This is a genomic window from Citrobacter sp. CtB7.12 (assembly GCF_001297795.1).
GTDB lineage: Bacteria > Pseudomonadota > Gammaproteobacteria > Enterobacterales > Enterobacteriaceae > Citrobacter_A > Citrobacter_A amalonaticus.
In genome coordinates this window covers 77,195-103,009 of the sequence record NZ_LIFT01000022.1, presented here as the reverse complement: position 1 = coordinate 103,009, position 25,815 = coordinate 77,195, and the positions used below count along the sequence as shown (strand labels likewise).

Genomic DNA, 25,815 nt, shown 5'->3' with positions numbered 1-25,815 from the left:
ATGAGCGTTGCCGCGCCAGTGATGTCAAACGGTTCTGGCGCGGCGGCGAGAATCCATCGAGATCAACACCACGGACGACAGAATCAGCAGTGTGCCCAGCCAGTCCGGCAGCGTGAAGGTAATGCCCAACAAGAGCAATGACAGCAACGCGCTGCTCAGCGGTTCGGCACAGCTTAAAATGCTCGCTTTCGGCCCGCCAATCATCTGCGCCCCCTTCAGATACAGGCTGAACGTCAGTGACGTGCCGATCACCACCAGGTAGAAAAACGCCAGAATCAGGCTGCCATTCACCACGAAATCCGTGCCCTCTCCAGCGTAAAACGGCAGCAGGATCATCCCGCCGATTAACATACTCCAGCCGACAATCGGCAAAGTGCCGTAACGTGCAATCAGCGTTGACGGGTAGGTGGTATAAAACGCGGCGGCAAATGCGGAGGCGATCCCCCAGAACAGCGCGGCGGGTGAAATTGACAGCGAAGTAGGGTTGCCGTGCGTCACCAGTAAAAAGGTGCCGATGAGGGAAGTGAGGATTGCCGTCAGCACCAATACGCCGGGACGGGCCTTACGTACCAGCGCGAACCACGCCACGATAATCGTCGGAGACAGAAATTGCAGCACGGTGGCGGTCGCGGCGTTGGACTTTTCGATGGTCAGCAGGAAGGTGAGTTGTACGGTCAGCGCGCCGACGACAGAAAATATCAGCAGACTCAGAGCGTCTTTGCGGTCTTTGAAAAGGGAAAAAATTTTGTCGCCGTGGACAAAGGAGAGCATCAGCAGAATGAGTCCGGCGAAGATCAGACGCGTCATGGTCAGAAATGGCGACGACATCTGGCTTTGCTCCATGATGTACTGCGCGCAAACGCCGGAACTTCCCCATAAAACGGCGGCAATCAGAACGTTCAGCATCCCTCTTCTGGTGGACCCCATGTTTTCCTCGGCTGTGTTTTTTCGACGCTATTTGCAGGCATGATAGCAGATAAGGCACAGCCGTTACCCTCCACACAACAGGTTGTTTATTAATGGCCTGCGAGCCAATGCAAAACCAGGAATATTTGACATTGCGTACTTGATGGCGGCGCACTATCGTCAAAGTGGAACATCATCTGGAAGGAACACATCATGGGTAAGCGTCGTGGTTTAACGGCAGTGCTGGCCACACTGGTTTCACTCTCTCTGTTCGCTGCGCCGGTCATGGCGAATCCGGGGAATGGTAACGGAAATGGTCATGGCGGAGGCGGCCAGGGCAACAGCAGTGGCAATCATGGAAATAAGGGCAACCAGGGAAATAACGGGCAAAAAGGAAATTCGGCCCAGAAAAACAACGGTTCATCCGATCATCGTAAAAATTACGGCAAACCCGATCACGTCGAGTCTGACATCAGTTTCGCGACAGCGCGTCATCTGGCGGTGAACTACGGCCTGACGGGATATGATTCTCTGCCTCCGGGCATTGCGAAAAACCTGGCGCGTGGAAAACCGCTCCCTCCGGGCATCGCGAAAAAAACCGTACCGGCATCCATGCTGGGGCAACTGCCTTATTATCCTGGCTATGAATGGAAAATTGTTGGGGATGATTTAGTGCTGATTGCGCTCAGTACTGCCGTGGTCACGGCGATTATTAACGGGGTGTTTGATTAATAAGATATAAAATAGCCCCTCAAACGGGGCTATTTATTATTTGGAAAATTTAATTACATTGAACAGTAAACTCATTGAATTTAATCTTTGTATCCTTAAGTTTGTAATTTGCTTTACATTGTTGTGATGGCTCGTCACCCCATTTAACCAGTAGGGTGTCCTCCTTAGGTAAGCCTGACATATATACCTGCCCATCATCAGCGACAATACTGCTATTGATGCTGTTTTCTAAATCCAAAGTGACCAGGCTACCAAAGGGAACAGGGTTGCCATTCTTCTGTATTAAGGTAATCAAAGCCTTATTACCTATATTTACTTTAAACGGCGCGGATACTAACGCGCCGCGACTAGGTATTACCGTAACATCTGTATTTAATAACTCGACATCATCCTTCACGCTATTCACGTCCAGTGATATTTGGTTACGATTGTAAGGGCTAAGATAAGGAACGATGGCATAGCCGCGCCAGTCAGTATAAATTCCCGTACTATTTAATACTTTCACACTTTCTGCATCGCGCGCCTGTACCAGGGCATTACCATTGTCAAGACTCAGTGGTTGCGAAAGGGTTATCCCATGTGGGTGCATGGTAATGGAGCCGTTAATACCATATGTCCACTGCCTGGAGTCTTTTTGATAGGCGTAACCGCCAGATATCTGACCATATGGGCTTCGATAGTTCAAATTAGCGTTTCCTGTTTCGCCTCGATTCTGATTTTGCCATCCTTGGGCTAATGAGTAGTTAAACTCCCCATTATTTATTGAGCCACCTAAACCAGTCTGCTGTCTTACCTGACCGTTGTGCGTAATAGTATTAGCCGTTAAGAAAGCATTATTCACACTAGAAAATCTATTTAACGGAATGGAGAACGAAAAGAAAAGAGATTTATCCGCATTGTCGTAATACGGTTCTTTGCTATATCCAAGTGATATCATCGTTGAGATATAGCGGAATGGCAGCGAGTATGACGCTGATATGTTATAGCCACTGGACATATCCCAATACATCTCCTTACTGGCTGATAAGTTGAATTGTCCCAAGTTCTGTAAATCCTGATTGATTGTTGTAGAAATGCGTGAACGTTGGTGATAGCTATTTATGTTTCTGGCAGTTGAGTATCCTGATTGAAGCTGTTGTAGCTCATCAAAATCGTAATAGCCACGCGTTGCATAGCGATATCCGGTAATATTTAATGTAGTATTGGTCTGACCGAATCCGCGTGAATACATAAAACGATAGGACTGGCCTTGGTGACTACCCTGTATGCCGTGGGGTTGATTAAAATACGATCTTGCGTGCGCTATATCAACAGAGAATGCCCCCAAAAAATCTGAATATTTACCTACCCCAAAAAGAGCTGCCATATAAATATCAGCATAAATTCCTCCCCCATAGAGAGTATATTCGCCAGGCAAACCAATGGCTGCCGACGTTTGAATGAATTTTGGCTCGGAATTATTATCAGAGGTACTAAAATTAGAATCGTATTTACCTACAGCCAGATTATAACGAAACCGCCCCTCCCGCTGGAGTATCGGTAATACGGCTGTCGCTTGGGTGTAACGGCGAACACTGCCATCTGCTTCTCGAATTTCAATCTCAAGATCTCCTGAATAAATCTGATTGAAATCACGCAATTCGAAGGGACCCGGTGGAACATTTTTCTGATAAATTACAATACCATTTTGTTTCACTGATACCTGAGCCTGTGAATACGCAATTCCTTTTACAACAGGGCTGTACTGGCTGAGTTCAGGGGCAACCATACCGTCATCGGAAGAGAATTGTATACCTTCAAAAGGGAAACTATCAAAAATAGTACCATCTGTTGCAGTCTGACCAATTGTTAGTTGTCCACCTTGTAGGAAGGAGTAATCATGCTGTAAGTAAACGCTAATTGGTTGCCAGTGGCCCCCTTTATCATAAGAATTGCTTGACCAGTTTCCTCTTTGGCGGAGACGCCATCCGCCCATATTTAATGAATTATCCAGTGATAAAAATTGGTAACGGTTTACATAGCCATGACTACTTTGTTTTAGACCATTAAAGGTATAATTTATCATCAATGCGGGCAAACCATCATCCCAGAGGTGAGGTGGTGTGCTCAGCCATTCTTGAGGCTTGAGGTACATTTGTGGGATAGTTAATATTAACCTTTGATTATTGAAATCAAACTTTTCACGTGTGTCATTTAAGACATTTAATATATCTGCGCATGATGCTTGTGATTTAGAGTTTATTTCTGCATTTATTCCCCACTTTTTGAGTTGTTGGCATGTGAGCTTTGATTTTAATTTGTTATTAATTTCTTTGAATTCAACTTTGGCTCCTGTATCAACTAACTTATCATTGAGTATAACATCAACAATATATGTCCCGGGAACAGCGCCGCTGGAATGTGAGAAATAATCAAGGTCAATGCTCTGAGCATACTTCCCATCGGATAATTCTAGGAACTTCGGATTGAAATAAAGAGTATTACCTTTTTCTGTAATCACATTAGCCCAACTTAATGTTGGGATCAAAAAAAATAATCCTGTTATAAAATGGGAAGATTTTCTTAAATACTCATTCAATTGGTATCCCCTCATAATAACTTGAGTGCTATTGAATCAAAAAGTTATATTTCTCTTAGGTGTTTCCCCACCATAATCGTTTATTGTCGAATAACTAAAGGTCTTGATATTTTTTCCAGGAATAGCCAATTTAGAAAAAGGTGCAATCATAAAATCATTGATTCCTGTAACTTTAACCCCATTTATATTTGCATCTTTAATGGTTATATAGTATGGTGTTGGGTTTGATATATTTAGGGCATTGTGATTAATCTCTGTTTTCAATTCTTTAAAAGCCTTGGAAACTTTAGCGATATTATTGATTTCATGTGGTCTGTAAAATAATTTAATTTTATTGTTGAGTGCTAACTGAATTGCGTTATTTTGTGCTTGGCCTTCTTTAGATACTCCAGGAATTGCCATGATATTAATATGGAAAACTGACTCTCTATCTCTTGGCAGATTTTCTGCGAGTTTAAATTTGTTAATCTTAAATTGAATACTCTCGTTAGATCCAATTCTATATAATGGTGGTGTAATTATAAATGTATTGTTTTTATTTGAAGTACCATAATCTGAAAGCCAAGCTCGCAAAAGCCAGTCTTTGTTTGTATCATTGTTTAATTTTACTTTAGCGCTTGACTCACTACTGTCAAATATAACCCTAGTAGATTCGAGGGTAATTCCATCTGTATTAGCATAAGAAAAATGTGAACACATTATCAATACTAAGCTAATAAACTTAAATTTCTTCGAGATTTTATATGACATCACAATTTTGTTCTTTAAGTAAAGCATCAGGCATGTCAGAACATACCTGATGTATGGATATCAACTTAAAGCCATAGTGCGAATGTATGGCTTTAATAAGCTTGGGAACGTTCTTGTTAAAAATATGAACGAACAGAGTTCTTCGGTTTTACAGATTGAAGAAAATAAGTAATGCTGTAAAAACGAATAGAAGATTTAGCTATACGTCACATTTAGAGTATATGTCGCGCTCCATCCTCCTGTGCGGTTTTTATTAAAGTTGCTCGTCATTTTAACCAATTCTAAAGTAAGTGGATATGTGCCGTTATCAAGAGCGAATGCTTTAGTAAGCGTCACATCTTTATTATTAGCTTTCAACCAAAGTGCAAAATCCTTTTGTTGGCCTTCTGTTGGATCAACAACATCCATAGCAGGGTAAACATAGTTATTTCTGTTGCTATTCGTTGTGGTAACTGTCAGTGATGCCGGAGTTGTACAGTTCGAAACCTGGATGCTTCCCGCATCCTGAGTCGCGATCTTTGCCATTGCTTTTGCATTGTTCACTTGTGCATTTGTTACATGCCCAAAATCTGCTGTCATTGTTTCTGGCATAGAAACAGTACAAGACTGAGCATCAAAACTTCCGCTGGCTGTAAGAACGCTGGTTTTTTCAGCCGCAGCAGCTGAACCAGAAATTAATAATGCAGAGACAACACCAATTAATAGTTTATTTTTTTTCATTTCATAAATCCTCTTTGATTATTATCAACCAATTCCAATTGCAGTGAAATACATAACGACCACAATTTCTCGTATATCTTAATAGTGGGCGTTCTGTTCCGTCAATGATACGTAGAGATATAAAAATAATGTTTTTGTGATTGATATTGATGTCTTGAGAATCAATTTAAAATATTCACCACAAAATTAATAGCACTTGATAAATTTTTGTCGTTTTTGGCTCTTTTTTTTTCATTGTTTGTGGTTTTTTATTATTGTTTCATTTATGAAATTATGAAGAGGAAGAATATATGTGCCTTAAATGCAGCCATGAGAGACATGAAACGTTTGTTATTCCTAAAATTTACAGAGGAATTAGGAATAAAAAGCCTTTCATCGTATCCAAATCTGTCCTGTTAATAGTTTTCTACACTACGTGCCTTCATTCCAATATAATATTTGCTTCAGATGTAGGTAACATTCTTCCCTATCAAACCTATCGCGATTTCGCACAAAACAGGGGAGCCTTCCAGGCCGGTGCATCCAATATCACCTTATATGATAAAAGTGGTAATCCGGCGGGCGTATTGGATAAAGCGCCAATGATTGATTTTAGTTCTGTTGATAAAATAGGCGTCGCCACCTTAGTCAACCCACAGTATGTGGCGAGTGTTAAGCATAATGGCGGCTATCAGTCAGTCCGGTATGGCAACTATACGTATACGATTGTCGACAGAAATAATCACTGGGGACTGGACTTCCATGTTCCAAGGCTGAACAAGATCGTAACGGAGGTTATCCCGTCAGAAATGACCCATGCTGGTACTGTGAATAACATCTATAAAGATAAAAAGCGTTTTCCTGTTTTTTATCGAGCAGGCTCTGGGACGCAGTACATCAAAACGCCGTCCGGACACCTTCAGCATATCTGGGGAGCTTATAGCTATCTTACTGGCGGTACCGTAGGTTCGCTTCATTCTTATCAAAATGGTCAGATGATCTCGACCTCCTCCGGACAAATTTATAATGCCGCAAACGGACCGATGGCGACGTATGGTGAAGCTGGCGACAGCGGCTCCCCATTATTTGGCTTTGATACAACCATTAATAAATGGACTTTGGTTGGCGTACTAACTTCGGGTAATGGTGCGGGTGGTAACGGAAATAACTGGGCTGTCATCCCTGTCGACTATGTTAAAAATGTTCTCGATCAGGACTCCGATCCTGATATCAACAATACGTCTTCTGAAAAAATCCTCTGGAATTTTGATAGTCAAACCGGTATAGGGAATCTCACCCAAGGTAGTCAGCATTGGGATATGCATGGCAGCGTAAATGGCTCAAATCTCAATAATGGCAAAAATATGACCTTCCTCGGTTCTGATGGACAGATCATGCTGAACGACGCTGTGGATCAGGGGGCGGGTACGCTGACTTTTGATGCGAATTACACCGTCAGCGCCAGTGCCGATCAAACCTGGAAAGGCGGCGGGATCATTGTTAATGGCGATCGTACCGTCGACTGGCAGGTGAACGGTGTTCAGGGTGATAACTTGCACAAGCTCGGTACCGGGACACTGAAAGTCAATGGTACGGGTATCAACCCCGGCGGGCTGAATGTTGGCGAAGGGACGGTGATTCTGGCGCAGCGCCCGGACAGCGATGGCAACGTCCAGGCATTTAATATGGTTGATATTGTTAGCGGACGTCCAACGGTTGTACTGAATGATGATAAGCAGGTTAACCCTGACAATATCTTGTGGGATTACCGTGGCGGTAAGCTCGACATCAACGGTAACAGCCTTACCTTCCATCAGCTTAACGGCGCGGACGATGGGGCTATTCTGACCAACAGCGGGAAGCAGGCGACCGTCAGCCTGGATTTCAATAAAGCGGATGCCACAACGACGGTTGCCAACATCTGGCACGGCCACTTCACCGGCAATGTTGATGTCAAAAATACCGTTACACCCGGAACGCAGAACGACTTTGTCATGGATGGCGGGATGAACACGCAGGGGAGCTTCACCCAGCAAAATGGCCGCCTGTTTATTCAGGGGCATCCGGTTATCCATGCAGCCAGCAGCCAGGGCGTGGCGGATAAGCTGAAAGCGCTGGGCGACAACTCTGTTCTCACTCAGCCGGTTTCCTTTACCCAGAGTGACTGGGAAACCCGCCAGTTCAGCCTGAAGCAGCTTGATCTGTACAACGCTGATTTCAGTCTGGCGAGGAATGCCAGCCTTAATACACATATTAATGCCGACCATTCCACCGTAACGCTGGGCAGTGAAAACCTCTATATCGATCTCAATGACGGGAACGGGGTGAAAACCACGCCGTCATTCGGGCAGTCAAAAGCGACAAACGACGCCGATCAGAGCCGTTTCACCGGACGCGTACAGCTGAAGAACGGCTCCACCCTCAACATTAATGAACACTTTACCGGCGGGATTGACAGCGCAGACAGTTCGGTGACCGTGGCGTCCAGTGATGCCGTTCTCAGCCAGTTCAGCCGTTTCAGCCACTCACCGCTGTCGCTGGCAGATGGCGCGAAGCTGACGGCGACGTCGGGGCTGGTTTCTGACAGTGAAGTGACAGCCGGTACAGGATCAACGCTTTCGCTGTTAACCGGAGCGTACTCGGCTGAGCGCTGGCGTCTTGACGGGCAGGGCACCACGCTGAATGTCGGCGCGGGTAGCGTAATAACAGGCAATATTCAGGCGGATGCTGCTGCCAGCCTGAATATGGGTACGGCAGAGGATGCCCGTGAGGATCTGTTCACAGCTTATGGTGGCAACCTGAGTGCGCCACTGGCAGGCGCGGTGATGACGAATACCCTCTGGCAGGCGAGCGGGCAGTCCGTGGTGAAATCTCTTGACCTGAAAGGTTCACAGGTGCGCTTTGGCAATGCCGGCGCAGCGGGTTCTCTGACGGTGGACACTCTGACGGCCAGCAACAGTCAGTTCATCATGAACACTGACGGTAAAACGGCAGATACAGTAACGGTTAAGCAGTCGCTGACCGGTAAAAACAATGCGCTGGTTGTTGTCCCGTCGGTGGCTTCAGTAAGCCAGGGAGCATCATCCGTCGCGTTAGTGACGGCACCGAAAGCGACGGCTGCCGATGTGTTCACGCTCAAACCGGTGACACAGCGTGCGGGTGTGCATACCTTCACGCCGCAACTGGGCATCGTGGAAAGTGGGAACAGCAAACAATGGCGACTGGAAGGGTTTGACGTGCAGCAGGACAAGGCGGCGCTGCAGGCCAGCAAAGCCGTTATGAACACGGGATACAAAAACTTTCTGACGGAGATGAATAACCTGAACTACCGCATGGGCGACCTGCGCAACACCCACGGTGAAACCGGGGCCTGGGCGCGGGTCTTCAGCGGTACGGGTTCTGCAGATGCGGGTTATTCCGACAGCTGGACTCACCTGCAGGCTGGCGCCGACAGAAAGCACGCGTTTGACGGTGGCGACCTGTTTACCGGTGTGACGGCAACGTTCACTCACAGTAACAGCCATGGCGATGGCTGGTCCGGACAGACGAAATCAACCGGTATCGGTATTTATGCTTCCGCGATGTTTGACTCCGGGCTGTATGTGGATGCCATCGGTAAATATGTCCGCCACGATAACCACTATTCAGCGAGTGAAACAGGAATGCCGGAGCAGGATTACCGCTCGCACTCCTGGTATCTGGGCGCAGAAACCGGCTGGCGCTTCGCGCTACCCGGCGAAACCTTTATCCAGCCGCAGACGGAACTGGTTTATGGCTCGGTGTCAGGAACCCGGTTTGACTGGCAGTCTGCAGGTTCAGACATCCGTATGCAGCGTAAGCAGGAGAATCCGTTGATTGGTCGTACGGGGGTGGAATCCGGAAAAACGTTCAGAGGGAAAGACTGGGAACTGACGGCGCTGGCGGGCGTTCATTATCAGTATGACCTGTTTAAACCGGCAGAGACGGTTGTTCATGATTTTGCCGGGGAAACTCATATTAAGAATGGTAAAGATAGCCGGGTTAACTTCAGTTTAGGTGTTAATGCCAGAATTAAAGAAAACACCAGGATTAGTCTTAATATAGAGCGTTCGGCCTTCGGTCATTACGATATCGATAAGGCAATTAACGCCAATATCCGTTATTCATTCTGATTTTAACAGGTGAGTCAGTAAAAGCCTGAACCTATAGTTCAGGCTTTTTTATGGATTAAATGTGAGTGAGAATTAAATCCATTTACGCAACAAGTTGGTGTGCATAATTTTATCGCAATGGGTTATTTTTTAGGGTGGTTTTTGCACTTTTCATACTTTATAGTCACTTTTGGTTAAGGTGTCTAATACATTTGATAACTAAGAGTTCTTATGTCGGTTGCTTTTTTGTTGGCAAGTAAAAATGCCTATTTTAATTATGGGTTGTCATTGCTCTCTAATGATGAACCAGATATTAAATGTCATGAGTACAGAGAGATTGAATCTGATCATGATGTGCTTAATAAATATAATAAAATATATCTGGTCTGCGACAAGGACGATTACTTTGCTTACAGTTTTCTTATGGAGAAACTCCCGGTGACGTGTCTGTCCCTCGATCAGATTGCGTACCGTTGTAAGAAACTGCGAGTCCTGACGAGCAGCAGACCTTCGCCTGTTTCTGTGTTCAACGACTTTACGGAGGATGAACGAAAAATTGTCTATTTGTACTTTTTTAAAAGGAAGAAAGTCAGGGAGATCGCGACGTTAACACAGCTAAAGGAAAATACTATTTATTATAGGATACGCGAGATAAAAATTAAACTCGGCGCGGAGTCCACCAGAAAACTGCCGCTGCTGCTTAATGATGTTTTTCTGGTGTCAAATACCTGATTGCTGTTTCTACGTGTAATTTCCTGTTGAAAATATTAAAATTGTTAGCTACATCACCAAGCCCACTGGGTAACGCTATGTATTTTAAAGAAATGCATAGTTAAAAAAGTAATAATTAAAATTATAAACTATTTCGTTAATTAAAAAATTCCGAATTTACATGGCTGATAACCCATGAAATTATATGCATACAAAGCATGGGGGTGACTGTATGAATAGTCAAAGTGCTTTAAGTACCCTTAATTTTCCGGCTAAGGAAAGCAATGCACACAACAATCTGTTGGTGCTGAAAAAGATACGTTTTTATAACTGTGCGATTATCTATCTACGGGATGCGCAACTGCTTATAAAAACGAAAGATGGGCAGTCCTTTAATGTACCCCCTGAATCACTTTGTTATATCGAAAAAAACACAGTGATTGATGTTGCATTAAAAGTGCTAGGTAAAGGGGTTCCTTATGAGCTCTATCACGTTGATAGTGATGTGTTGAGTTGTATCTGTAAGGTGATGGAACCGCTGTTGTTAGATCCGCAAAGAGTCAACCAGACGCGGCGTAAAATATTTACCTGTCCTGTTGATGAAACAGATACAAAAATCTTCAAACGATTAACGGGAAGCGATGTCCCACAACACCGACAAGTTTATAAAATAACCTATCTTCTTTCTAAAATGAGGGATATAGAATCGTTAGTTTATTCCTTGTCGGTATCAACGGATACCACCTTTACTGAACGACTGAAGTCAATCATTGAAGCCGATCTCTCTAAATCGTGGAGGCTGGCAGATCTGGCGAACATTTTACATATGTCGGAGGTGTCGATTCGTAAAAAGCTGGAGAAAGAGAGTAATAATTTTAATACGCTGGTGTTGGATATTCGCATGCATCAGGCGGCAAAACTCATCACCACGACTGAGAAGCATATTAACAGTATTGCCAATGAAGTGGGCTATACCAGTACTTCATACTTTATTCGTAACTTTAAAGAGTTCTTTGGCATAACACCGAAACAGTTTTCTTTGAAGGTAAAAAAACAATCCTGATGATCGATATCGTTAAGATATTTCGCAGGACAGAACGACTTTGGCGTAACAGGCTGGAGTATTGCTGAAATCATTACCCTACCTGTTGCGTTAAGTCTTTGCTTTTATCGATCCCGTTCGCTTCCTCAGATCGGGTAAAGCCCTGGATCTGTACCTCGCCATAGTGGCCTTCTTCAAAGCGCAGTGGTTTGTCTGATGGCAGGTCAAACGCGCAGAGCCAAAATCACTGGCGATCCGTTCTCCTCTTATTGTGAACAAAAACGCAATAGTCTATTGCCATTTGTATCATTTATGTCATCAGGTCGTCAGCGTATTCTTCTCCCAATGCGTTATTCAACGCCAACCAATCAATTTACTCTGGGATTAAACATGAAAACCATTATCGCTGTTATTACTGCTTCTCTGTTCTCTGCTATGACCTTTAGCGCCTCTGCACAGAGCGTTACGGCGTCTGGCACCACGCTGGATTCTGCTGAAGCAGTGATTGCCCAAAAAGCGAAAGAGATGAACGCCTCTGAATACAAAATCACCAGCGCTCGAATGGGCAATACCGTCACCATGAGTGCAGAACTGTATAAATAATCGCGAGGGAAACCCATTATGTTATTCGATCACTATGCGCTGAATGCCTTGCCGTTAAAAAACCGGATTGTTATGCCGCCGATGACGCGTTCTCGCGCCGGGGCAGGCGACGTCGCGACTGACATGATGGCGGACTATTACGCGCAGCGTGCCAGCGCGGGGCTTATCATTAGCGAAGGCACGCAAATCAGCCAGCAGGGTCAGGGCTATGCCTGGACGCCGGGTATCTATTCCGATGCACAGATTGCTGGCTGGAAAAAAGTCACCGACGCCGTGCACAAGGCGGGCGGTAAAATCTTCGCTCAGTTGTGGCACGTCGGTCGTGTTTCACACACCGTTCTGCAACCTGGCGGCGCCGCGCCGGTCTCTTCTTCTGCCATTCAGGCGCCAGGGGTGAAAGTCTTTGTCGATGTGGAAGGGCGCGGCCCGGAAAATGGCGTCGGCGAGATGGTGCAGCATGACATGCCGCGCGCCCTGACGCTGGAAGAGATCCCGGCTATTGTCAATGACTATGCTCAGGCGGCGCGTAATGCTATCGCTGCAGGATTTGACGGCATTGAACTGCATGGGGCGAACGGCTATCTGATCAATCAGTTCATTGACTCGCAGGCCAACCTGCGTAACGACGAATACGGCGGCTCGCTGCAAAACCGTCTGCGCTTTATGCGGGAGGTGGTGACGGCGGTCTCTGCGGCAATTGGTAAAGAGCGCGTGGGTATTCGTCTCGCTCCGCTGACCACGCTGATGGGGTCAAAAGATGATACCCCGGAAGCGACCTATCTGGCGGCAGCCAGCGTGCTGAACGAGCTAGGCATTGCCTATATTCATATCGCCGAAGCGGACTGGGAAGATGCGCCGGTCATGCCTGCCGCGTTTAAAGAAGCGCTGCGTATTATCTTCCACGGCACGTTGATTTACTCCGGTAAATACACCAAAGCCCGTGCTGAAGAGGCGCTGGCGAACGGCTGGGCCGATCTGATCGGTTTTGGTCGTCCGTTTATTGCTAACCCAGATCTGCCGCATCGACTAAAAAATGACTTGCCGCTGAATGCGCCAATTAAAGAGACGTTCTTTGGTGGCGGGAAAGAAGGGTATCTGGACTACCCGGCTAGCTGATTTCATGACGCAATGCGTCAATCTGCTCGCACATCCGCAAATGGTCCGGCGAATAACATCACGCCGGGCTTTGTACATCCCTTTCATTTTCATGTGAATACCATCAGCGTAAACCGTGTTATCTGCGGGTATGATGAGGCAGTCCAGTTGATTCAAAAAAAGGTAAACGCATGCCCACTCCGCTATTCCGTCAGGCCACGCCCGCCGATGTTGACCGCTGTTATGAGATTGAAACGCTCGCCTATGAAGGCGATGAAGCGGCAACCCGGGAAAAGATTGCTACCCGTATCCAGCGCTATCCGCAGGGATTTATGTGCATGGAGTTAAACAGCGAGGTGGCTGGCTTTATTAATGCCGGTTGCGCCTGGGAAGTGGTGATGTCTGACGAGGCTTTTAAGGAACTGGTAGGCCACGATCCGGATGCGCCCAATGCGGTGATTATGTCGGTGGTAGTGCACCCGGATTTTCAGGGGAAAGGCTATTCTTCACTGATGATGCGCGAATTTGTGGCGCGGATGAAAGCGATGCACAAAAAGACGATTCACCTGATGTGTAAAGATCGTCATGTCGATCTTTATGCTCACTTTGGCTATCGCTACGTCAAACCGTCTGAATCCGATCACGGCGGGATGGCGTGGCACGAGATGGTGATGGTGTTGTAAGAGACGCGATGAAAACCGCGCGAAACTCGAATGTAGAAGGCGTTTTAGGCTTTCTGAAGCGGGAATAGGGCATGATATTTTGGCGGAAGATCACAGGAGTCGAACCTGCCCGGGACCGCTGGCGGCCCCAACTGGATTTGAAGTCCAGCCGCCTCACCGGAGACGACGATCTTCCGCGCCTGCATTGCTACATGGAGGCGGGGCGCATTATAGCTACTTCCTGACGTTTCCACACCCCCTCACTCACTTTTTTAACTTCCCTTTCTTCTTACCATGATCGGTTTCATATAAATCCTCATAAATTCCTCTAGTTACATTTTCTCACATCTTCTGGCGCAACCGCGATCACAGAAAACAAGAATCGTAATTTAATAACGAGATATCGGAATATCCGTCGCTAGCGCGAATGGTTTACAAAAACGGTAACCGGTACCAGTGCGCATGAGAGCGCGAAAGGATGCGTTATGACTATTCATATTTTGTCTGTTAAGGAGAAGATTGGCTACGGGATGGGCGACGCTGCCAGTCATATCATTTTTGATAACGTCATGCTGTATATGATGTTTTTTTATACCGATATTTTCGGTATTCCCGCCGGTTTTGTCGGCACCATGTTTTTACTGGCGCGCGCGCTGGACGCCATTTCAGACCCGTGCATGGGGCTGCTGGCGGATCGCACGCGTTCCCGTTGGGGCAAATTCCGTCCGTGGGTGCTGTTTGGCGCGCTGCCGTTTGGCCTTGTTTGCGTCCTTGCATACAGCACGCCGGACCTCAGCCTGAACGGTAAGATGATTTACGCTGCCATCACCTATACGCTGCTGACGCTGCTTTATACCGTGGTGAATATCCCGTATTGCGCACTGGGCGGGGTGATCACTAATGACCCCACGCAGCGTATTTCTCTGCAATCCTGGCGCTTTGTGCTGGCGACGGCGGGCGGGATGCTCTCGACCGTGCTGATGATGCCGCTGGTGAATCTTATTGGCGGTGATAACAAAGCGCTGGGATTTCAGGGTGGGATTGCAGTGCTGTCGGTAGTGGCATTCCTGATGCTGGCGTTTTGCTTCTTCACCACCAAAGAGCGTATCGAAGCGCCACCGAGCACAACCTCAATGCGCGAAGATCTCCGCGATATCTGGCAAAACGACCAGTGGCGGATTGTGGGGCTGCTGACCATCCTCAATATTCTCGCCGTCTGCGTACGCGGTGGCGCGATGATGTATTACGTCACCTGGATCCTGGGGACGCCGGAAGTATTCGTCGCCTTCCTGACCACCTACTGTGTCGGTAACCTGATTGGCTCCGCGCTGGCAAAACCCCTCACCGACTGGAAATGCAAAGTCAGCATCTTCTGGTGGACCAACGCGGCCCTGGCCGTGGTTAGCCTCGCGATGTTCTTTGTCCCGATGCAGGCCGACATCACCATGTTCGTCTTTATCTTCGTGATTGGCGTGTTGCACCAGCTGGTGACGCCGATCCAGTGGGTGATGATGTCCGATACCGTCGATTATGGCGAATGGTGCAACGGTAAACGTCTGACCGGTATCAGTTTTGCGGGCACACTGTTCGTACTCAAACTGGGTCTGGCGCTCGGTGGCGCGCTTATTGGCTGGATGCTGGCAGGCGGTGGCTACGACGCGGCGGCGAAAACGCAGAACAACGCCACCATCAACATCATTATTGCCCTGTTCACAATCGTCCCGGCCATCTGCTATCTGCTGAGTGCCGTGATTGCCAAACGCTTCTACACCCTGAAAACGCCTTACCTGAGAAACATCCTCGACCAACTGGCACAGGGCGCGCGTCGCAATCAGCAGGAATTTACGCATAACGAATTTCAGAACTAAAGGAACAGAGTATGAAGATTAGCGATGGAAACTGGCTGATTCAGCCTGGCCTTAATTTACTTCATCCAGTCCAGGTGTTTGATGTGGAACAGCACGGTAACGAACTGGTGGTTTATGCCGCGCCGCGTGATGTCCGCGAACGCACCTGGCAACTGGATACTCCGCTCTTTACATTGCGTTTCTCTTCGCCGCAGGAAGGGATTGTGGGCGTGCGTATGGAACACTTTCAGGGGGCGCTGGATAACGGTCCGCATTACCCGCTCAACGTTTTACAGGACGTGAAGGTCGATATCCAAAACACCGCTGAGGTTGCTGAGCTGAAAAGCGGTAACTTAAGCGTGCGCGTCACTAAAGGTGAGTGCTGGTCGCTGGATTTCCTGCGTAACGGTGTGCGCATTACCGGTAGTCAGTTGAAGAACAACGGCTATGTGCAGGACACCACCACCCAGCGGAACTACATGTTCGAGCGCCTGGATCTGGGCGTCGGCGAGACGGTTTACGGTCTGGGCGAGCGCTTTACCGCGCTGGTGCGTAATGGTCAGACGGTAGAAACCTGGAACCGCGATGGCGGCACCAGCACCGAGCAATCCTATAAGAACATCCCGTTTTATATGACCAACCGTGGCTATGGCGTGCTGGTCAACCATCCACAGTGCGTCTCGTTTGAAGTCGGTTCGGAGAAAGTGTCGAAAGTGCAGTTCAGCGTCGAGGGCGAATATCTCGAATATTTCGTGATCGACGGTCCGACGCCGAAAGAAGTGTTGAACCGCTATACCCGCTTCACGGGGCGTCCGGCGTTGCCGCCTGCCTGGTCGTTTGGCCTGTGGCTGACCACTTCGTTCACCACCAACTACGATGAAGCGACGGTAAACCGCTTTATCGACGGCATGGCTGAGCGCAATCTGCCGCTGCACGTCTTCCACTTTGACTGCTTCTGGATGAAGGCTTTTCAGTGGTGCGACTTCGAATGGGATCCGGTGACGTTCCCCGACCCGGAAGGAATGATTCGTCGGTTGAAGGAGAAAGGGCTGAAGGTCTGCGTATGGATCAACCCGTACATCGGACAGAAATCGCCGATTTTCAAGGAGCTGAAAGAGAAAGGCTACCTGCTGAAACGTCCGGACGGTTCCCTGTGGCAATGGGATAAATGGCAACCGGGGCTGGCGATTTATGACTTCACCAATCCGCAGGCCTGTGAATGGTATGCCAATAAACTGAAAGGTCTGGTGGATATCGGTGTTGACTGCTTCAAGACCGACTTCGGCGAGCGTATCCCGACCGATGTGCAATGGTTTGATGGTTCCGATCCGCAGAAAATGCACAACCATTATGCCTACATCTACAACGAACTGGTGTGGAACGTGCTGAAAGAGACCGTTGGCGAAAAAGAGGCGGTGCTGTTCGCCCGATCCGCATCGGTGGGCGCACAGCAGTTTCCGGTACACTGGGGCGGCGACTGCTACGCCAACTATGAGTCAATGGCAGAAAGCCTGCGCGGCGGCCTGTCCATTGGCTTGTCCGGTTTTGGCTTCTGGAGCCACGATATCGGCGGCTTCGAAAACACCGCGCCGGCACACGTTTATAAACGCTGGTGTGCATTTGGTCTGCTCTCCAGCCACAGTCGCCTGCACGGCAGCAAATCCTATCGTGTGCCCTGGGCGTATGATGAGGAATCCTGCGATGTGGTGCGCTTCTTCACCGAGCAGAAGTGCCGCATGATGCCGTACCTGTACCGTGAAGCGGCTCGTGCACACGAGCGGGGCACGCCAATGATGCGCGCCATGATGCTGGAGTTCCCGGACGATCCGGCATGCGATTATCTCGACCGCCAGTATATGCTAGGGGATTCAGTGATGGTGGCGCCGGTATTCTCGGAAACGGGGGAGGTGCAGTTTTACTTGCCGGAAGGACGCTGGACGCATCTGTGGCACAATGACGTCGTACAGGGCAGCCGCTGGTACAAACAGCAGCATGACTTCCTGAGTCTGCCAGTGTATGTGCGTGGCAACACCCTGTTGGCGCTGGGCCGTAATAATCAGAAACCAGATTACGCGTGGAACGAAGGCACTGCCTTCCAGTTGTTCGCGCTCGAGGAGGGACGTGAAGCCGTGTGCGACGTCCCTGCCGCTGACGGTTCGGTTATCTTTACGCTGATTGCTAAGCGCAATGGCAACACCCTCACCGTGACGGGCAAGGGGGATGCGCGCGACTGGACGTTGTGCCTGCGTAACATCGCGCAGATTAGCGGTATTCGCGGCGCTTCACACCGGGGAAGCGAACTGGGCGTGATGGTGACGCCGCAAAGTCATGAGATCGTCATTTCGCTTTAAGTTGATGTACCGAGGGGGTGGAGGTTCAGCCGCCCCCACAGCGCCAGCAGCAGATACAACGCGACCGGTAATAGAAAGCTGAACCGGAGGTTGAGTCCATCAATACAAGCAGCCTGCAGTAAGGGTATAACCGCACCACCAATCCCGGCCATCACCATTGCTGCGGCAGAAATATTGGCGATCGCCGGATTTTTGTTGATGGTGTGCCCGAAGATAATCGGATAGAGAATTGAGTTTCCTAAACCGGTCAGGATAAGCAGATAACCGCCAGTGGTATTGTTCAGCCATATCGCCATCATCACCGCCGTTGCACAGGCCAGCGTCGCCATCAGAAACGGCGTGTAATTGCCTGTTTTGTCGGCAAGAAAACCATAAAGAAAACGACCCGCCAGCGCACCTCCCCAGTAAAAAGAGACCAGCGACATCGCAACAGTAGTGCTCCAGCCGCCGATGGTGATGAGATATTTTACCAGACTGGTCGCAAGGCTCACTTCGACGCCGACATAGATAAAAATCGCCGCCACACTGAATAACAGTTCTCTGTTCTTCCAGGCGTTATACGTTCCTGACGCGGCTTTTCCCGGGCGCGCCACATCCGGCAGGCGGATCCAGAAAACCCCTGTAATCAATACCAGCGAAAAGCAGGCGAGGCAAAGCCAGAGCGCACTGATAGGTTCTTCACGCGCCAGGATATCGATAGGGGAAAACGCCAGGAGGAGCGCAACCAGCATGGGCGCCAGCGTGGTTCCCAGCGAATTAACCGCAGAGGCCAGACACAGATTGCCAATGCGTTTGTGCGGTGCGCTGAGCAATGTCAGATAGGGATTCGCGACAACCTGCATCGCCGCCACGCCCGTCGCCACGACAAACATCGCCAACAGTGACAGGGCGAAGGAATCCAGCTGCAACGCCAGAGCGAACAGCAGGCATCCCGCAACCGACAACGTTAACGACAGCAGCAACACCTTACGGTACCCCTGGCGTTCAATCAGCATTGAACAGGGCAGACAGGTCAGAAAAGGGGCCACGTAAAAAATAACGGTAATGAAAATAGACTGCGACCACGACAGATGGAAATACTGATAGAAAAAGATGATCAGCACGCTGTTAATGGCGGTTATATTGCCCCATAAGAAAAATATCATGGCGAGTAATGTCAGATTTTTATTCATTTCTTTTTTTAATATGAAATTGTGATGAAGTGACCTGTTGCACAGACCGTTTACTTTAAAAAATGATAAATTTATTCTGCACTCACAGGAGCAGAAAATGGAACTGGAAAATGTATTTCGTGATGTAAAATTAAGTAAGACAGAAGTTACCGTACTGCGCTTTATTCAGAATAATCCAGAGCAATGCATTCGTGAGGGTATCCGCACCGTCGCGGAACACTGTTACAGCAATCCGTCATCGCTGGTCCGTCTGGCGAAAAAGCTCAAATTTAGCGGCTGGCTGGAGCTGGTGTATTTCATTAAATTTAATATCACAATGCCAAAACTTGATGTGACCAATGATATTAACTTTATGAATGTCCAGCCAACCGAAAACCTCGCCTTGCTATTAAATCGTCTGCAGCACGACCGTATTCTTATTCATGGCAGCGGTTTCTCACAACTGATTGCGCAATATATTTATAATAAATTCCTGGTGATTGGCGTGAATGCCAGCCTGGCACTTTGGCCGGACTACGAAATACTGGAACAAAAAACGGCTGCAAAATTCGATTCTATCTGGCTGGTGTCTAAATCTGGTCGCAGCAGTTCGGCATTAAATTGGGTCAAGGCGCTGGAAGGTAAAAATACCGACCTTGTCTGCTTTACCGGTGACTATCAAAGCCCCCTGGCCCAGGCGGCAAACACCGCCGTCATCATTCACGATCCGCAAAAGTTTGATGATGATATCTACTGGAGCAACCCTTTCTTTGGTTACTGCATCCTGGGATTCGAACATTTGCTGAAGCTCTGGTTTATGCAAAATCCGGGCGGGGCGCCACTCGACGCCCCGGGAACGATCATTTCCAGTCGCTAAACTGTGCTTCGTCGAGATACTCGCCAACCAACTTTTCGGCCAACGACCAGGAGCCAATCAGCGGATGCGCCATTAATGCGCGGATTGCCAGAAATTTATCTTTGCGCATGATGGCGTCCACTGCCAGACGTTCGTACTCTTTCACGCAGGAGATCATGTTTTTCTGCGCATCCGGTACGTGGATCGGCGTCACCGGTTTCAGCCCCTCTTTGCTCAGATCACAGCTGATCTCAATGACATCATCCGGGCGTAAGAAATCCAGCGTGCCATTGTTTTGCAGTGAGACAACGATGCGTTTGCTGGTGGCGCTGTTCACGGCTTCGAGAATATCCAGCGCCACCCCTGCGTAACCGCCGCTATCCGGTTCTTCAATAAACTGTTGCAGCGTTAGCGGCGTGCGGGTGTTGAATTTTTCCTGATGCGACTCACTCTGCATATAGCTATTTTCGCGGCGCAGATAGTGTTTCATCCAGATATCGAATGCGGCTTCCGGGTTTGCCTGCGCATCCACATTCCGCAGTTCCTCGCGCATTTCCTTGTTGATCCGCGCGATAGCTTCACCGCGCGTTTCCGGTGCATCCTGAATCGCTTTCAGCGCCACTTCGCGATAGTAGTAGTAATAGAGATATTCATTCAGTAATTGCTTGTCGCAAAGCTGAACCAGCACCGGTGAGAAGTACTGCATCGCCGTTTTGCTGTACAGTGCCGGGTTGCTCACCAGTTTGTCGGTGACGTCCTCACCTTTCACGGTGAAATGGGTAAACCACGAGAAGTGGTTCAGACCATAGCACTCCACTTTCAAATCCGCTTCGTCGCAGTTGAGGATGGCAGGCAGTTCGCGAATCAACTCTGAAGGGGCATCGCAAATGCCATAAACCCGACGTTTGAACCCGGATTTGATGATCGCCTCGGTAACCAGTCCGGAAGGGTTAGTAAAGTTGAACAGAATGGCATCGGGTGCGGCATGTTCTTCAATCAGACGGCAGTAATTGAGAATGGCGGGAATTGACCGCATCGCCATCGCAAAACCACCCGCCCCAGTGGTTTCCTGACCTAATGTGTTATGGTTGAGCGCGATACGTTCATCGCGCACACGGCTTTCATCGCCGCCGACGCGTAGCGTAGTGATGACATAATTGCTGTTCTTTAACGCGGATACCGGATCCGTCGTCAGGCTGAAACGAATATCAGGTCGAATCGTGGCAAAAACATAACGGGCGATTTCGCCGAAAATTTTCAGGTTCTCTTCTGCGTTATCGAGGAACACCACTTCCTGTAAACCAATACGATGCGCATTATAGGCCAGAGATTTCGCCAGGAACGCGGAACGAACGCCGCCCCCGCCTAATACGGTTAATTTCATAACAACTCCTGATTAATTATTTGCCAGCCAGTTATCTACCCGGGCTCGAACCTGTCCAACCCTCACACCGTAAATAACCTGAACTTCATTTTGATTACGCACTACGCCATTGGCGCCGGTACTTTTTAATAAGGCTTCATCAATTTTGTTAGGATGATGGAGCGCGACGCGTAATCGGGTAAAACAGTTATCAACAGAAATAATGTTCTCTTTGCCACCTAAGCCTTTAATGATCTCATCGGTGACGGCCTGACCTGCTTTGGCCTTTTTATTGCGGTAATCTTCTTTACTGTAGAGTTTCACTTCGCCGTCATCTTCGCGCCCTGGTGTTTTCAGGTTCAGCCTGATGACCAGCGTACGGAAAATGACGTAGTACGCGGCGAATTGCCCGATACCGATTAGAACGTATAGCGGCCAGCGGGTGAGGGCTGCCGGTAACGGCAGGTTATATATCAGAAACTCAATGAGTCCGGACGCGCCCCACGGACGAACCGTCAGCAGATCGCAAATTGCCTGAGAGGCGGCGGTCAGCGTGGCGTGAATCAGCCATAACAGCGGCGAAATAAATAAGAATGTAAATTCAATCGGTTCGGTAATTCCGGTGAGGATAGAGGTAATAATAGCGGGCAACAGAATCGCCTTCGCCATCATTTTCTTCTCCGGCGTGGCGGTGTGGTAAAACGCCAGCGCTGCACCGGAGAGACCAAAGATTGTCGTCATGCCCTGCTGGGAAAAGCGCAGTGCTTCGTTCATTACCGGGGTGAGATCCGGATGGCGCATGTAGGCCAGGAAGATGGCTTGCGTCCCGGAGACCACCTGCCCGTCAACGTTCAGAGTGCCGCCAATCTGGGTCAACTGGAAGGGAGACCAGACAAAGTGGTGCAGTCCTGTTGGGATCAGGAATTTTTCAAAGAAGCCGTACACGAAGACGCCTGCCACCCCGGCGTTTTTCATGAAACTGGTTAATGCCGCGATGCCGTGCGTGATGAAGGGCCAGAACCAGGTAAAGGCAATGGCGTAAAAAAGGATCACCGGTGTCATGGCGATTAAGGTCAGTTTTGCGCCGCCGTACATCGAGAGTGCGCCCGGCAACTCTATTTCAGAGACTTTATTATGGACCCAGGCAATGGTGCAGCCGAGAATAATCCCTAAAAAGATCCCCATATCAACAACGACAAAACCTAAAATTTGCGTTTGTCCGGTGCCATAATATTCGCCATTGACCTTTTCAGCGATGCCGTGAGTATATTCCAGCCAGGAGTGATTGGCGCCCAAAAACATAATAAAGCACATGACGGCAACCAGCGCGACTTCGGTTTTTTTATCTTTCGCCAGACCATAGCTGATGCCGACACAGAAAAGCAGTCCCAGGTTGCCAAATAATGGCCAGAAGGTATCACCGAGGAGTTGACCTATTTGATGTAAAAAGCTGGTTTCGGAAATAAGTGTCGGGTTAGTTAATATTGAACTTAATGCCAGGATTAAGCCAATAACAGGTAAGAACAAGACCGCCCCGATCATTGCTCTGGAGAATCTTTGCATATCCGCCAGAATACGTTGACGTATTACAGACATGGCTATTCCTTTATTTTATGTAGGGTGTTTGTAATTATTAAATAAGACTTCCAACGTAATTGTTATAACAACTCCCGGCGGGGATGAAAACCTGTTGCGGAAAATAGGCACAAATAGCCGATAAATGAATACCTGTTTCGCTTTCATAGGGGCAGCTTGGAGAACGAAACTTACCGTAAGCAGTTATATGTTTGTTTTTTCAGTATAATCAGCTGTCAGATTAATATGCTACTAGCCTAATGGCGACAAATGTGACAGCAGTTTTTCTTTGTTATTCAGTCTTTTATGCATTACAGGTTTCACCTTTATCCCAACCCGCCAGTACCTGCCAACGTGGTAGAGGAGTACGGAACCAGTCGAGCATAAACAGGATTCGCTCAATGCGGCCAACTTTTGCAAGTCCAGTTTGTTTGGGATTGCCGACAAGCTTTTTTTAGTATCAGGGATGCCATTACGGTTCCCTACTTTGCCGAGGACGCCAGGTGTACTACTTCACTCCAGTGAATTTTCATCTCTTCCAGGTTCACACTGCTCAGGAATATCGCAACTGAGGCATAGGGCATTGATACACTTTCCCTCCGGGTTGATTTAGGGAATCGACGGAAGATCTGTTCACCGACCGGGTAAAAGAGCTGCTGGAACAGCTCGTTCAGAATCGATTGATTTTGGTTAAGTCGTGATTGTTGTATAATATCGGTAGACATAACTGCTTATATATTGAGGGATTAATGATGGCAGCGGCACTCATTTGTTTGGGTGATAAAACGAGTTATGGAGAAATCATTTCTGTCACCGCGTCCCGGTTTGAGGTAAATAAAGCAATAGCCAGGATCGGCGACAAGCTATCATGCAGTATTTGTGATGGCTACTTTGAACTGATGGCTCAGAACTGGACCGAAGAAGGGCTAACTTATGTTGCCACGGGTGAGAGTATTGTGCCATTACCCAGACCATTACGTTTTCTGCTCTGCCACACAATACACCTGCCCAATGCGGAATACATTGACTTTTCACAATGCCCGTCATATTTATTAATGGATTAATTATGGCAATTTACCAACTCAGTACCCGTATTAATTCTAATGTCCCGGCTGATTCACTTCTGTATGACCTGCAAATTTACCGCATGGACACTGAAAGGAATAAACACCTTCTTGTGGATGTGCAAAAACAGCAGTTTCTCGGGAATTATGAAACACAGAAGCATATGACCAGAAATATAAATGAATCACTCTCGACTATTTATATTATGGAAATGAAGGTTTATCGAAAAACGATGTTACATACGCACTGTGTAACGCCTGTTCCGTTCACTAAGATGTATACATTGGAAGAATTCGCGTCAGGCAAAGCCTTGTCTTCAGTCAAGCGGGAGAACCCTTGTTATTTTGAATCAAAAGGAACCATGAAGCCTGAAGGTCAAGGGGGTGAAATAAAGCAAATTAAAATCACTATCCCAGAACGCCCATTTATTGCTAGAGAATATCCTATCGGAACTCCTCTGGATCCGTTTGAAAAAAACAAAATTGAAGCAGATATTCAGGATAGATTCTGCAATCTCTCTTATCCTTCTCAATTAGGGGCTAGTCTGTGTGGTCCTGCTACTTTTTTTTACTGTCTGCAAAAAGATCGCCCTGATGTTTATGCACAGGCTGCTCGTGAACTTTGGCGATATGGTAAAACCAGAATCGGTGACCTTAAGATAGAACCTGGTGAGGGATGCCGCCATCCTGCGGGTCAGTTTTATGACAATATCTCAGGACTTGACTGGATGACGCTTGCAGGCCTAAGGGATTCAGAAAATGCGATATTTAGTTTTGATACCCTTGATTCCCCTGTCGCCGGTGTTACCTTGTGGCATACACTAACAGACTGGTTTGAAAAAGCAGGCTATGAAAAAGTATTTAGTAATGTCGGCGTTTCTCAGGTAGGAGTCCAGGGAATCAATGCGTTAAATAAATATGTTGCACAGGGATATAAAGTAGTCACGCTTATTAATGATAGTTTGTTAAGAGACAGTTCTGCCGAGCATACCACATATCCGACTCACTGGATTGTCTGGAATGGCCCTGTGACTCAGGGGAATGACGGCTTTGTTAATTTAAGTCTATTCTCATGGGGTGAAGTGTCAGAGCAAATAAAATCACAGAAAGATCTATCATTCTTTATTCGTCGGTTCTTTGGAGGGGTGGTTTTTAAACCATTGAAATAATCATGTTATATTTTCGTTTTTTCATAATCATATGCCTGGTGTCTCTTTCAGGGTGCAGTATTTTAAGTCCAAAGGCTGAATATATGCCGAATAACAAAATATTACCAGAAGCCGAAGTAGGCAAACCATATCTTTATAAAATTAAAATCTTGGGCGGACGTGTTTTTGGTGGAGTACAAAGAAAAACAGGTGTTATAGAACCTGATGATACAGGGATTTTTTTACGTAATTGTCGATTACCTGACTCAGTGATTACAGCTGATACAAGGGATACTAAGGATCATAACTGTATTGAAGTCTATGGCGTACCCACAAAAACGGGCGCTATAAAAATAAATATTAGCGGTGGAATATATGGAAGCATGATCGCTCCAGCTAGCTATTTCAGTAAAGATTATACGTTAAATATAGTGAAGCCCTGAAGCAGAAAGGAGCTTCTTAAAAGAGTTTGGTATGAACACTGAACTGCCCCATCAAGATATGAGAGGGTAAAAAACAATCTTGATATGCAATAATTTTTAATATCCAAAC

General features: G+C 47.6%; 20 protein-coding genes, 1 tRNA gene and 1 pseudogene. 13 read left to right on the top strand and 9 right to left on the bottom strand.

The window, feature by feature from the left end; genetic code table 11:
- Positions 1-24: 24 nt before the first annotated feature.
- Positions 25-927 (bottom strand): carboxylate/amino acid/amine transporter, encoded by a 903-nt coding sequence (locus tag AOY24_RS20200; RefSeq protein WP_044263588.1) that lies wholly within the window; start codon positions 925-927, stop codon positions 25-27.
- A 192-nt stretch (positions 928-1,119) separates the two neighbouring features.
- Between AOY24_RS20200 and AOY24_RS20195 the strand changes: the two genes are divergently transcribed.
- Positions 1,120-1,638 carry an anti-virulence regulator CigR family protein gene (locus AOY24_RS20195; RefSeq protein ID WP_044254526.1) on the top strand — a complete coding sequence of 173 codons (519 nt, stop codon included), beginning with the start codon at positions 1,120-1,122 and terminating at the stop codon, positions 1,636-1,638.
- Positions 1,639-1,687: 49 nt separating this feature from the next.
- Here AOY24_RS20195 and AOY24_RS20190 read toward each other — a convergent pair whose 3' ends face one another.
- The 3 genes from AOY24_RS20190 to AOY24_RS20180 all read right to left on the bottom strand — a co-directional run bounded on the left by AOY24_RS20190 (position 1,688) and on the right by AOY24_RS20180 (position 5,686).
- Complete coding sequence (locus AOY24_RS20190) at positions 1,688-4,216, bottom strand: fimbria/pilus outer membrane usher protein (protein WP_235507538.1); 2,529 nt, start codon at positions 4,214-4,216, stop codon at positions 1,688-1,690.
- Between the two features lie 36 nt (positions 4,217-4,252).
- Entirely contained in the window at positions 4,253-4,966 is a 714-nt protein-coding gene (locus tag AOY24_RS20185) for a molecular chaperone (RefSeq protein WP_054177245.1), read from the bottom strand.
- A 195-nt stretch (positions 4,967-5,161) separates the two neighbouring features.
- On the bottom strand, positions 5,162-5,686 hold the full coding sequence (locus AOY24_RS20180) for a hypothetical protein (RefSeq protein ID WP_054177238.1): 525 nt from the start codon (positions 5,684-5,686) through the stop codon (positions 5,162-5,164).
- A gap of 290 nt (positions 5,687-5,976) precedes the next feature.
- On the opposite strand from AOY24_RS20180, the gene AOY24_RS20175 reads away from it, so the two are divergent.
- From AOY24_RS20175 to AOY24_RS20150, 6 genes are all read left to right on the top strand, one after another.
- The gene (locus AOY24_RS20175) at positions 5,977-9,816 is read left to right on the top strand and encodes a S6 family peptidase (RefSeq protein ID WP_054177237.1); all 3,840 of its coding nucleotides are present in this window, start codon (positions 5,977-5,979) and stop codon (positions 9,814-9,816) included.
- Positions 9,817-10,026: 210 nt separating this feature from the next.
- Positions 10,027-10,527 (top strand): sigma factor-like helix-turn-helix DNA-binding protein, encoded by a 501-nt coding sequence (locus AOY24_RS20170; RefSeq protein ID WP_054177236.1) that lies wholly within the window; start codon positions 10,027-10,029, stop codon positions 10,525-10,527.
- A gap of 211 nt (positions 10,528-10,738) precedes the next feature.
- Positions 10,739-11,569 carry an AraC family transcriptional regulator gene (locus AOY24_RS20165; RefSeq protein ID WP_054177235.1) on the top strand — a complete coding sequence of 277 codons (831 nt, stop codon included), beginning with the start codon at positions 10,739-10,741 and terminating at the stop codon, positions 11,567-11,569.
- 369 nt (positions 11,570-11,938) lie between these two features.
- Positions 11,939-12,151, top strand: coding sequence for a DUF1471 domain-containing protein (locus tag AOY24_RS20160; protein ID WP_044263563.1), 213 nt, complete (start codon positions 11,939-11,941; stop codon positions 12,149-12,151).
- A gap of 18 nt (positions 12,152-12,169) precedes the next feature.
- On the top strand, positions 12,170-13,267 hold the full coding sequence (locus tag AOY24_RS20155) for an alkene reductase (protein ID WP_054177234.1): 1,098 nt from the start codon (positions 12,170-12,172) through the stop codon (positions 13,265-13,267).
- Between the two features lie 170 nt (positions 13,268-13,437).
- Complete coding sequence (locus tag AOY24_RS20150) at positions 13,438-13,929, top strand: GNAT family N-acetyltransferase (protein ID WP_054177233.1); 492 nt, start codon at positions 13,438-13,440, stop codon at positions 13,927-13,929.
- A gap of 80 nt (positions 13,930-14,009) precedes the next feature.
- Here the strand turns inward: AOY24_RS20150 and AOY24_RS20145 are convergent.
- A tRNA-Sec gene (locus AOY24_RS20145) sits at positions 14,010-14,104 on the bottom strand.
- 289 nt (positions 14,105-14,393) lie between these two features.
- Here AOY24_RS20145 and AOY24_RS20140 point away from each other — a divergent pair.
- The gene (locus AOY24_RS20140) at positions 14,394-15,776 is read left to right on the top strand and encodes a glycoside-pentoside-hexuronide family transporter (RefSeq protein ID WP_042998653.1); all 1,383 of its coding nucleotides are present in this window, start codon (positions 14,394-14,396) and stop codon (positions 15,774-15,776) included.
- Between the two features lie 11 nt (positions 15,777-15,787).
- Complete coding sequence (gene yicI, locus AOY24_RS20135; RefSeq protein WP_054177232.1) at positions 15,788-18,106, top strand: alpha-xylosidase; 2,319 nt, start codon at positions 15,788-15,790, stop codon at positions 18,104-18,106.
- On the opposite strand, the gene AOY24_RS20130 is transcribed toward yicI, so the two are convergent.
- Complete coding sequence (locus tag AOY24_RS20130; protein ID WP_042998651.1) at positions 18,103-19,278, bottom strand: MFS transporter; 1,176 nt, start codon at positions 19,276-19,278, stop codon at positions 18,103-18,105. The genes yicI and AOY24_RS20130 overlap by 4 nt on opposite strands.
- Before the next feature lie 97 nt (positions 19,279-19,375).
- Between AOY24_RS20130 and AOY24_RS20125 the strand changes: the two genes are divergently transcribed.
- Positions 19,376-20,134 carry a MurR/RpiR family transcriptional regulator gene (locus AOY24_RS20125; protein ID WP_042998650.1) on the top strand — a complete coding sequence of 253 codons (759 nt, stop codon included), beginning with the start codon at positions 19,376-19,378 and terminating at the stop codon, positions 20,132-20,134.
- Here AOY24_RS20125 and AOY24_RS20120 read toward each other — a convergent pair.
- The 3 genes and pseudogenes from AOY24_RS20120 to AOY24_RS25445 form a co-directional block, all read right to left on the bottom strand.
- The gene (locus tag AOY24_RS20120; RefSeq protein WP_044328176.1) at positions 20,118-21,497 is read right to left on the bottom strand and encodes a glycoside hydrolase; all 1,380 of its coding nucleotides are present in this window, start codon (positions 21,495-21,497) and stop codon (positions 20,118-20,120) included. The two genes, AOY24_RS20125 and AOY24_RS20120, sit on opposite strands and share 17 nt — an antisense overlap.
- Before the next feature lie 12 nt (positions 21,498-21,509).
- Complete coding sequence (locus AOY24_RS20115) at positions 21,510-23,072, bottom strand: PTS transporter subunit EIIC (RefSeq protein WP_054177231.1); 1,563 nt, start codon at positions 23,070-23,072, stop codon at positions 21,510-21,512.
- Positions 23,073-23,358: 286 nt separating this feature from the next.
- Positions 23,359-23,575 (bottom strand): annotated as a pseudogene (locus tag AOY24_RS25445) (Tn3 family transposase); the annotation flags it as partial.
- A 225-nt stretch (positions 23,576-23,800) separates the two neighbouring features.
- Between AOY24_RS25445 and AOY24_RS20110 the strand changes: the two are divergent.
- The 3 genes from AOY24_RS20110 (at position 23,801) to AOY24_RS20100 (ending at position 25,706) form a co-directional block, all read left to right on the top strand.
- Entirely contained in the window at positions 23,801-24,115 is a 315-nt protein-coding gene (locus AOY24_RS20110) for a hypothetical protein (protein WP_224788348.1), read from the top strand.
- Positions 24,116-24,117: 2 nt separating this feature from the next.
- On the top strand, positions 24,118-25,284 hold the full coding sequence (locus AOY24_RS20105; protein ID WP_042998647.1) for a hypothetical protein: 1,167 nt from the start codon (positions 24,118-24,120) through the stop codon (positions 25,282-25,284).
- An 83-nt stretch (positions 25,285-25,367) separates the two neighbouring features.
- Positions 25,368-25,706: a hypothetical protein gene (locus AOY24_RS20100; protein WP_054177230.1), complete on the top strand. Its 339-nt coding sequence runs from the start codon at positions 25,368-25,370 to the stop codon at positions 25,704-25,706.
- Positions 25,707-25,815: the final 109 nt, after the last annotated feature.

What these genes read in the sequence shown, in the direction of transcription:
- AOY24_RS20200 (WP_044263588.1), bottom strand. Translation starts at nt 927, where the DNA reads ATGGGGTCCACCAGAAGAGGGATGCTGAACGTTCTGATTGCCGCCGTT.
- AOY24_RS20195 (WP_044254526.1), top strand. Translation starts at nt 1,120, where the DNA reads ATGGGTAAGCGTCGTGGTTTAACGGCAGTGCTGGCCACACTGGTTTCA.
- AOY24_RS20185 (WP_054177245.1), bottom strand. Translation starts at nt 4,966, where the DNA reads ATGTCATATAAAATCTCGAAGAAATTTAAGTTTATTAGCTTAGTATTG.
- AOY24_RS20180 (WP_054177238.1), bottom strand. Translation starts at nt 5,686, where the DNA reads ATGAAAAAAAATAAACTATTAATTGGTGTTGTCTCTGCATTATTAATT.
- AOY24_RS20175 (WP_054177237.1), top strand. Translation starts at nt 5,977, where the DNA reads ATGTGCCTTAAATGCAGCCATGAGAGACATGAAACGTTTGTTATTCCT.
- AOY24_RS20170 (WP_054177236.1), top strand. Translation starts at nt 10,027, where the DNA reads ATGTCGGTTGCTTTTTTGTTGGCAAGTAAAAATGCCTATTTTAATTAT.
- AOY24_RS20165 (WP_054177235.1), top strand. Translation starts at nt 10,739, where the DNA reads ATGAATAGTCAAAGTGCTTTAAGTACCCTTAATTTTCCGGCTAAGGAA.
- AOY24_RS20160 (WP_044263563.1), top strand. Translation starts at nt 11,939, where the DNA reads ATGAAAACCATTATCGCTGTTATTACTGCTTCTCTGTTCTCTGCTATG.
- AOY24_RS20155 (WP_054177234.1), top strand. Translation starts at nt 12,170, where the DNA reads ATGTTATTCGATCACTATGCGCTGAATGCCTTGCCGTTAAAAAACCGG.
- AOY24_RS20150 (WP_054177233.1), top strand. Translation starts at nt 13,438, where the DNA reads ATGCCCACTCCGCTATTCCGTCAGGCCACGCCCGCCGATGTTGACCGC.
- AOY24_RS20140 (WP_042998653.1), top strand. Translation starts at nt 14,394, where the DNA reads ATGACTATTCATATTTTGTCTGTTAAGGAGAAGATTGGCTACGGGATG.
- yicI (WP_054177232.1), top strand. Translation starts at nt 15,788, where the DNA reads ATGAAGATTAGCGATGGAAACTGGCTGATTCAGCCTGGCCTTAATTTA.
- AOY24_RS20130 (WP_042998651.1), bottom strand. Translation starts at nt 19,278, where the DNA reads ATGAATAAAAATCTGACATTACTCGCCATGATATTTTTCTTATGGGGC.
- AOY24_RS20125 (WP_042998650.1), top strand. Translation starts at nt 19,376, where the DNA reads ATGGAACTGGAAAATGTATTTCGTGATGTAAAATTAAGTAAGACAGAA.
- AOY24_RS20120 (WP_044328176.1), bottom strand. Translation starts at nt 21,497, where the DNA reads ATGAAATTAACCGTATTAGGCGGGGGCGGCGTTCGTTCCGCGTTCCTG.
- AOY24_RS20115 (WP_054177231.1), bottom strand. Translation starts at nt 23,072, where the DNA reads ATGTCTGTAATACGTCAACGTATTCTGGCGGATATGCAAAGATTCTCC.
- AOY24_RS20110 (WP_224788348.1), top strand. Translation starts at nt 23,801, where the DNA reads ATGATGGCAGCGGCACTCATTTGTTTGGGTGATAAAACGAGTTATGGA.
- AOY24_RS20105 (WP_042998647.1), top strand. Translation starts at nt 24,118, where the DNA reads ATGGCAATTTACCAACTCAGTACCCGTATTAATTCTAATGTCCCGGCT.
- AOY24_RS20100 (WP_054177230.1), top strand. Translation starts at nt 25,368, where the DNA reads ATGCCGAATAACAAAATATTACCAGAAGCCGAAGTAGGCAAACCATAT.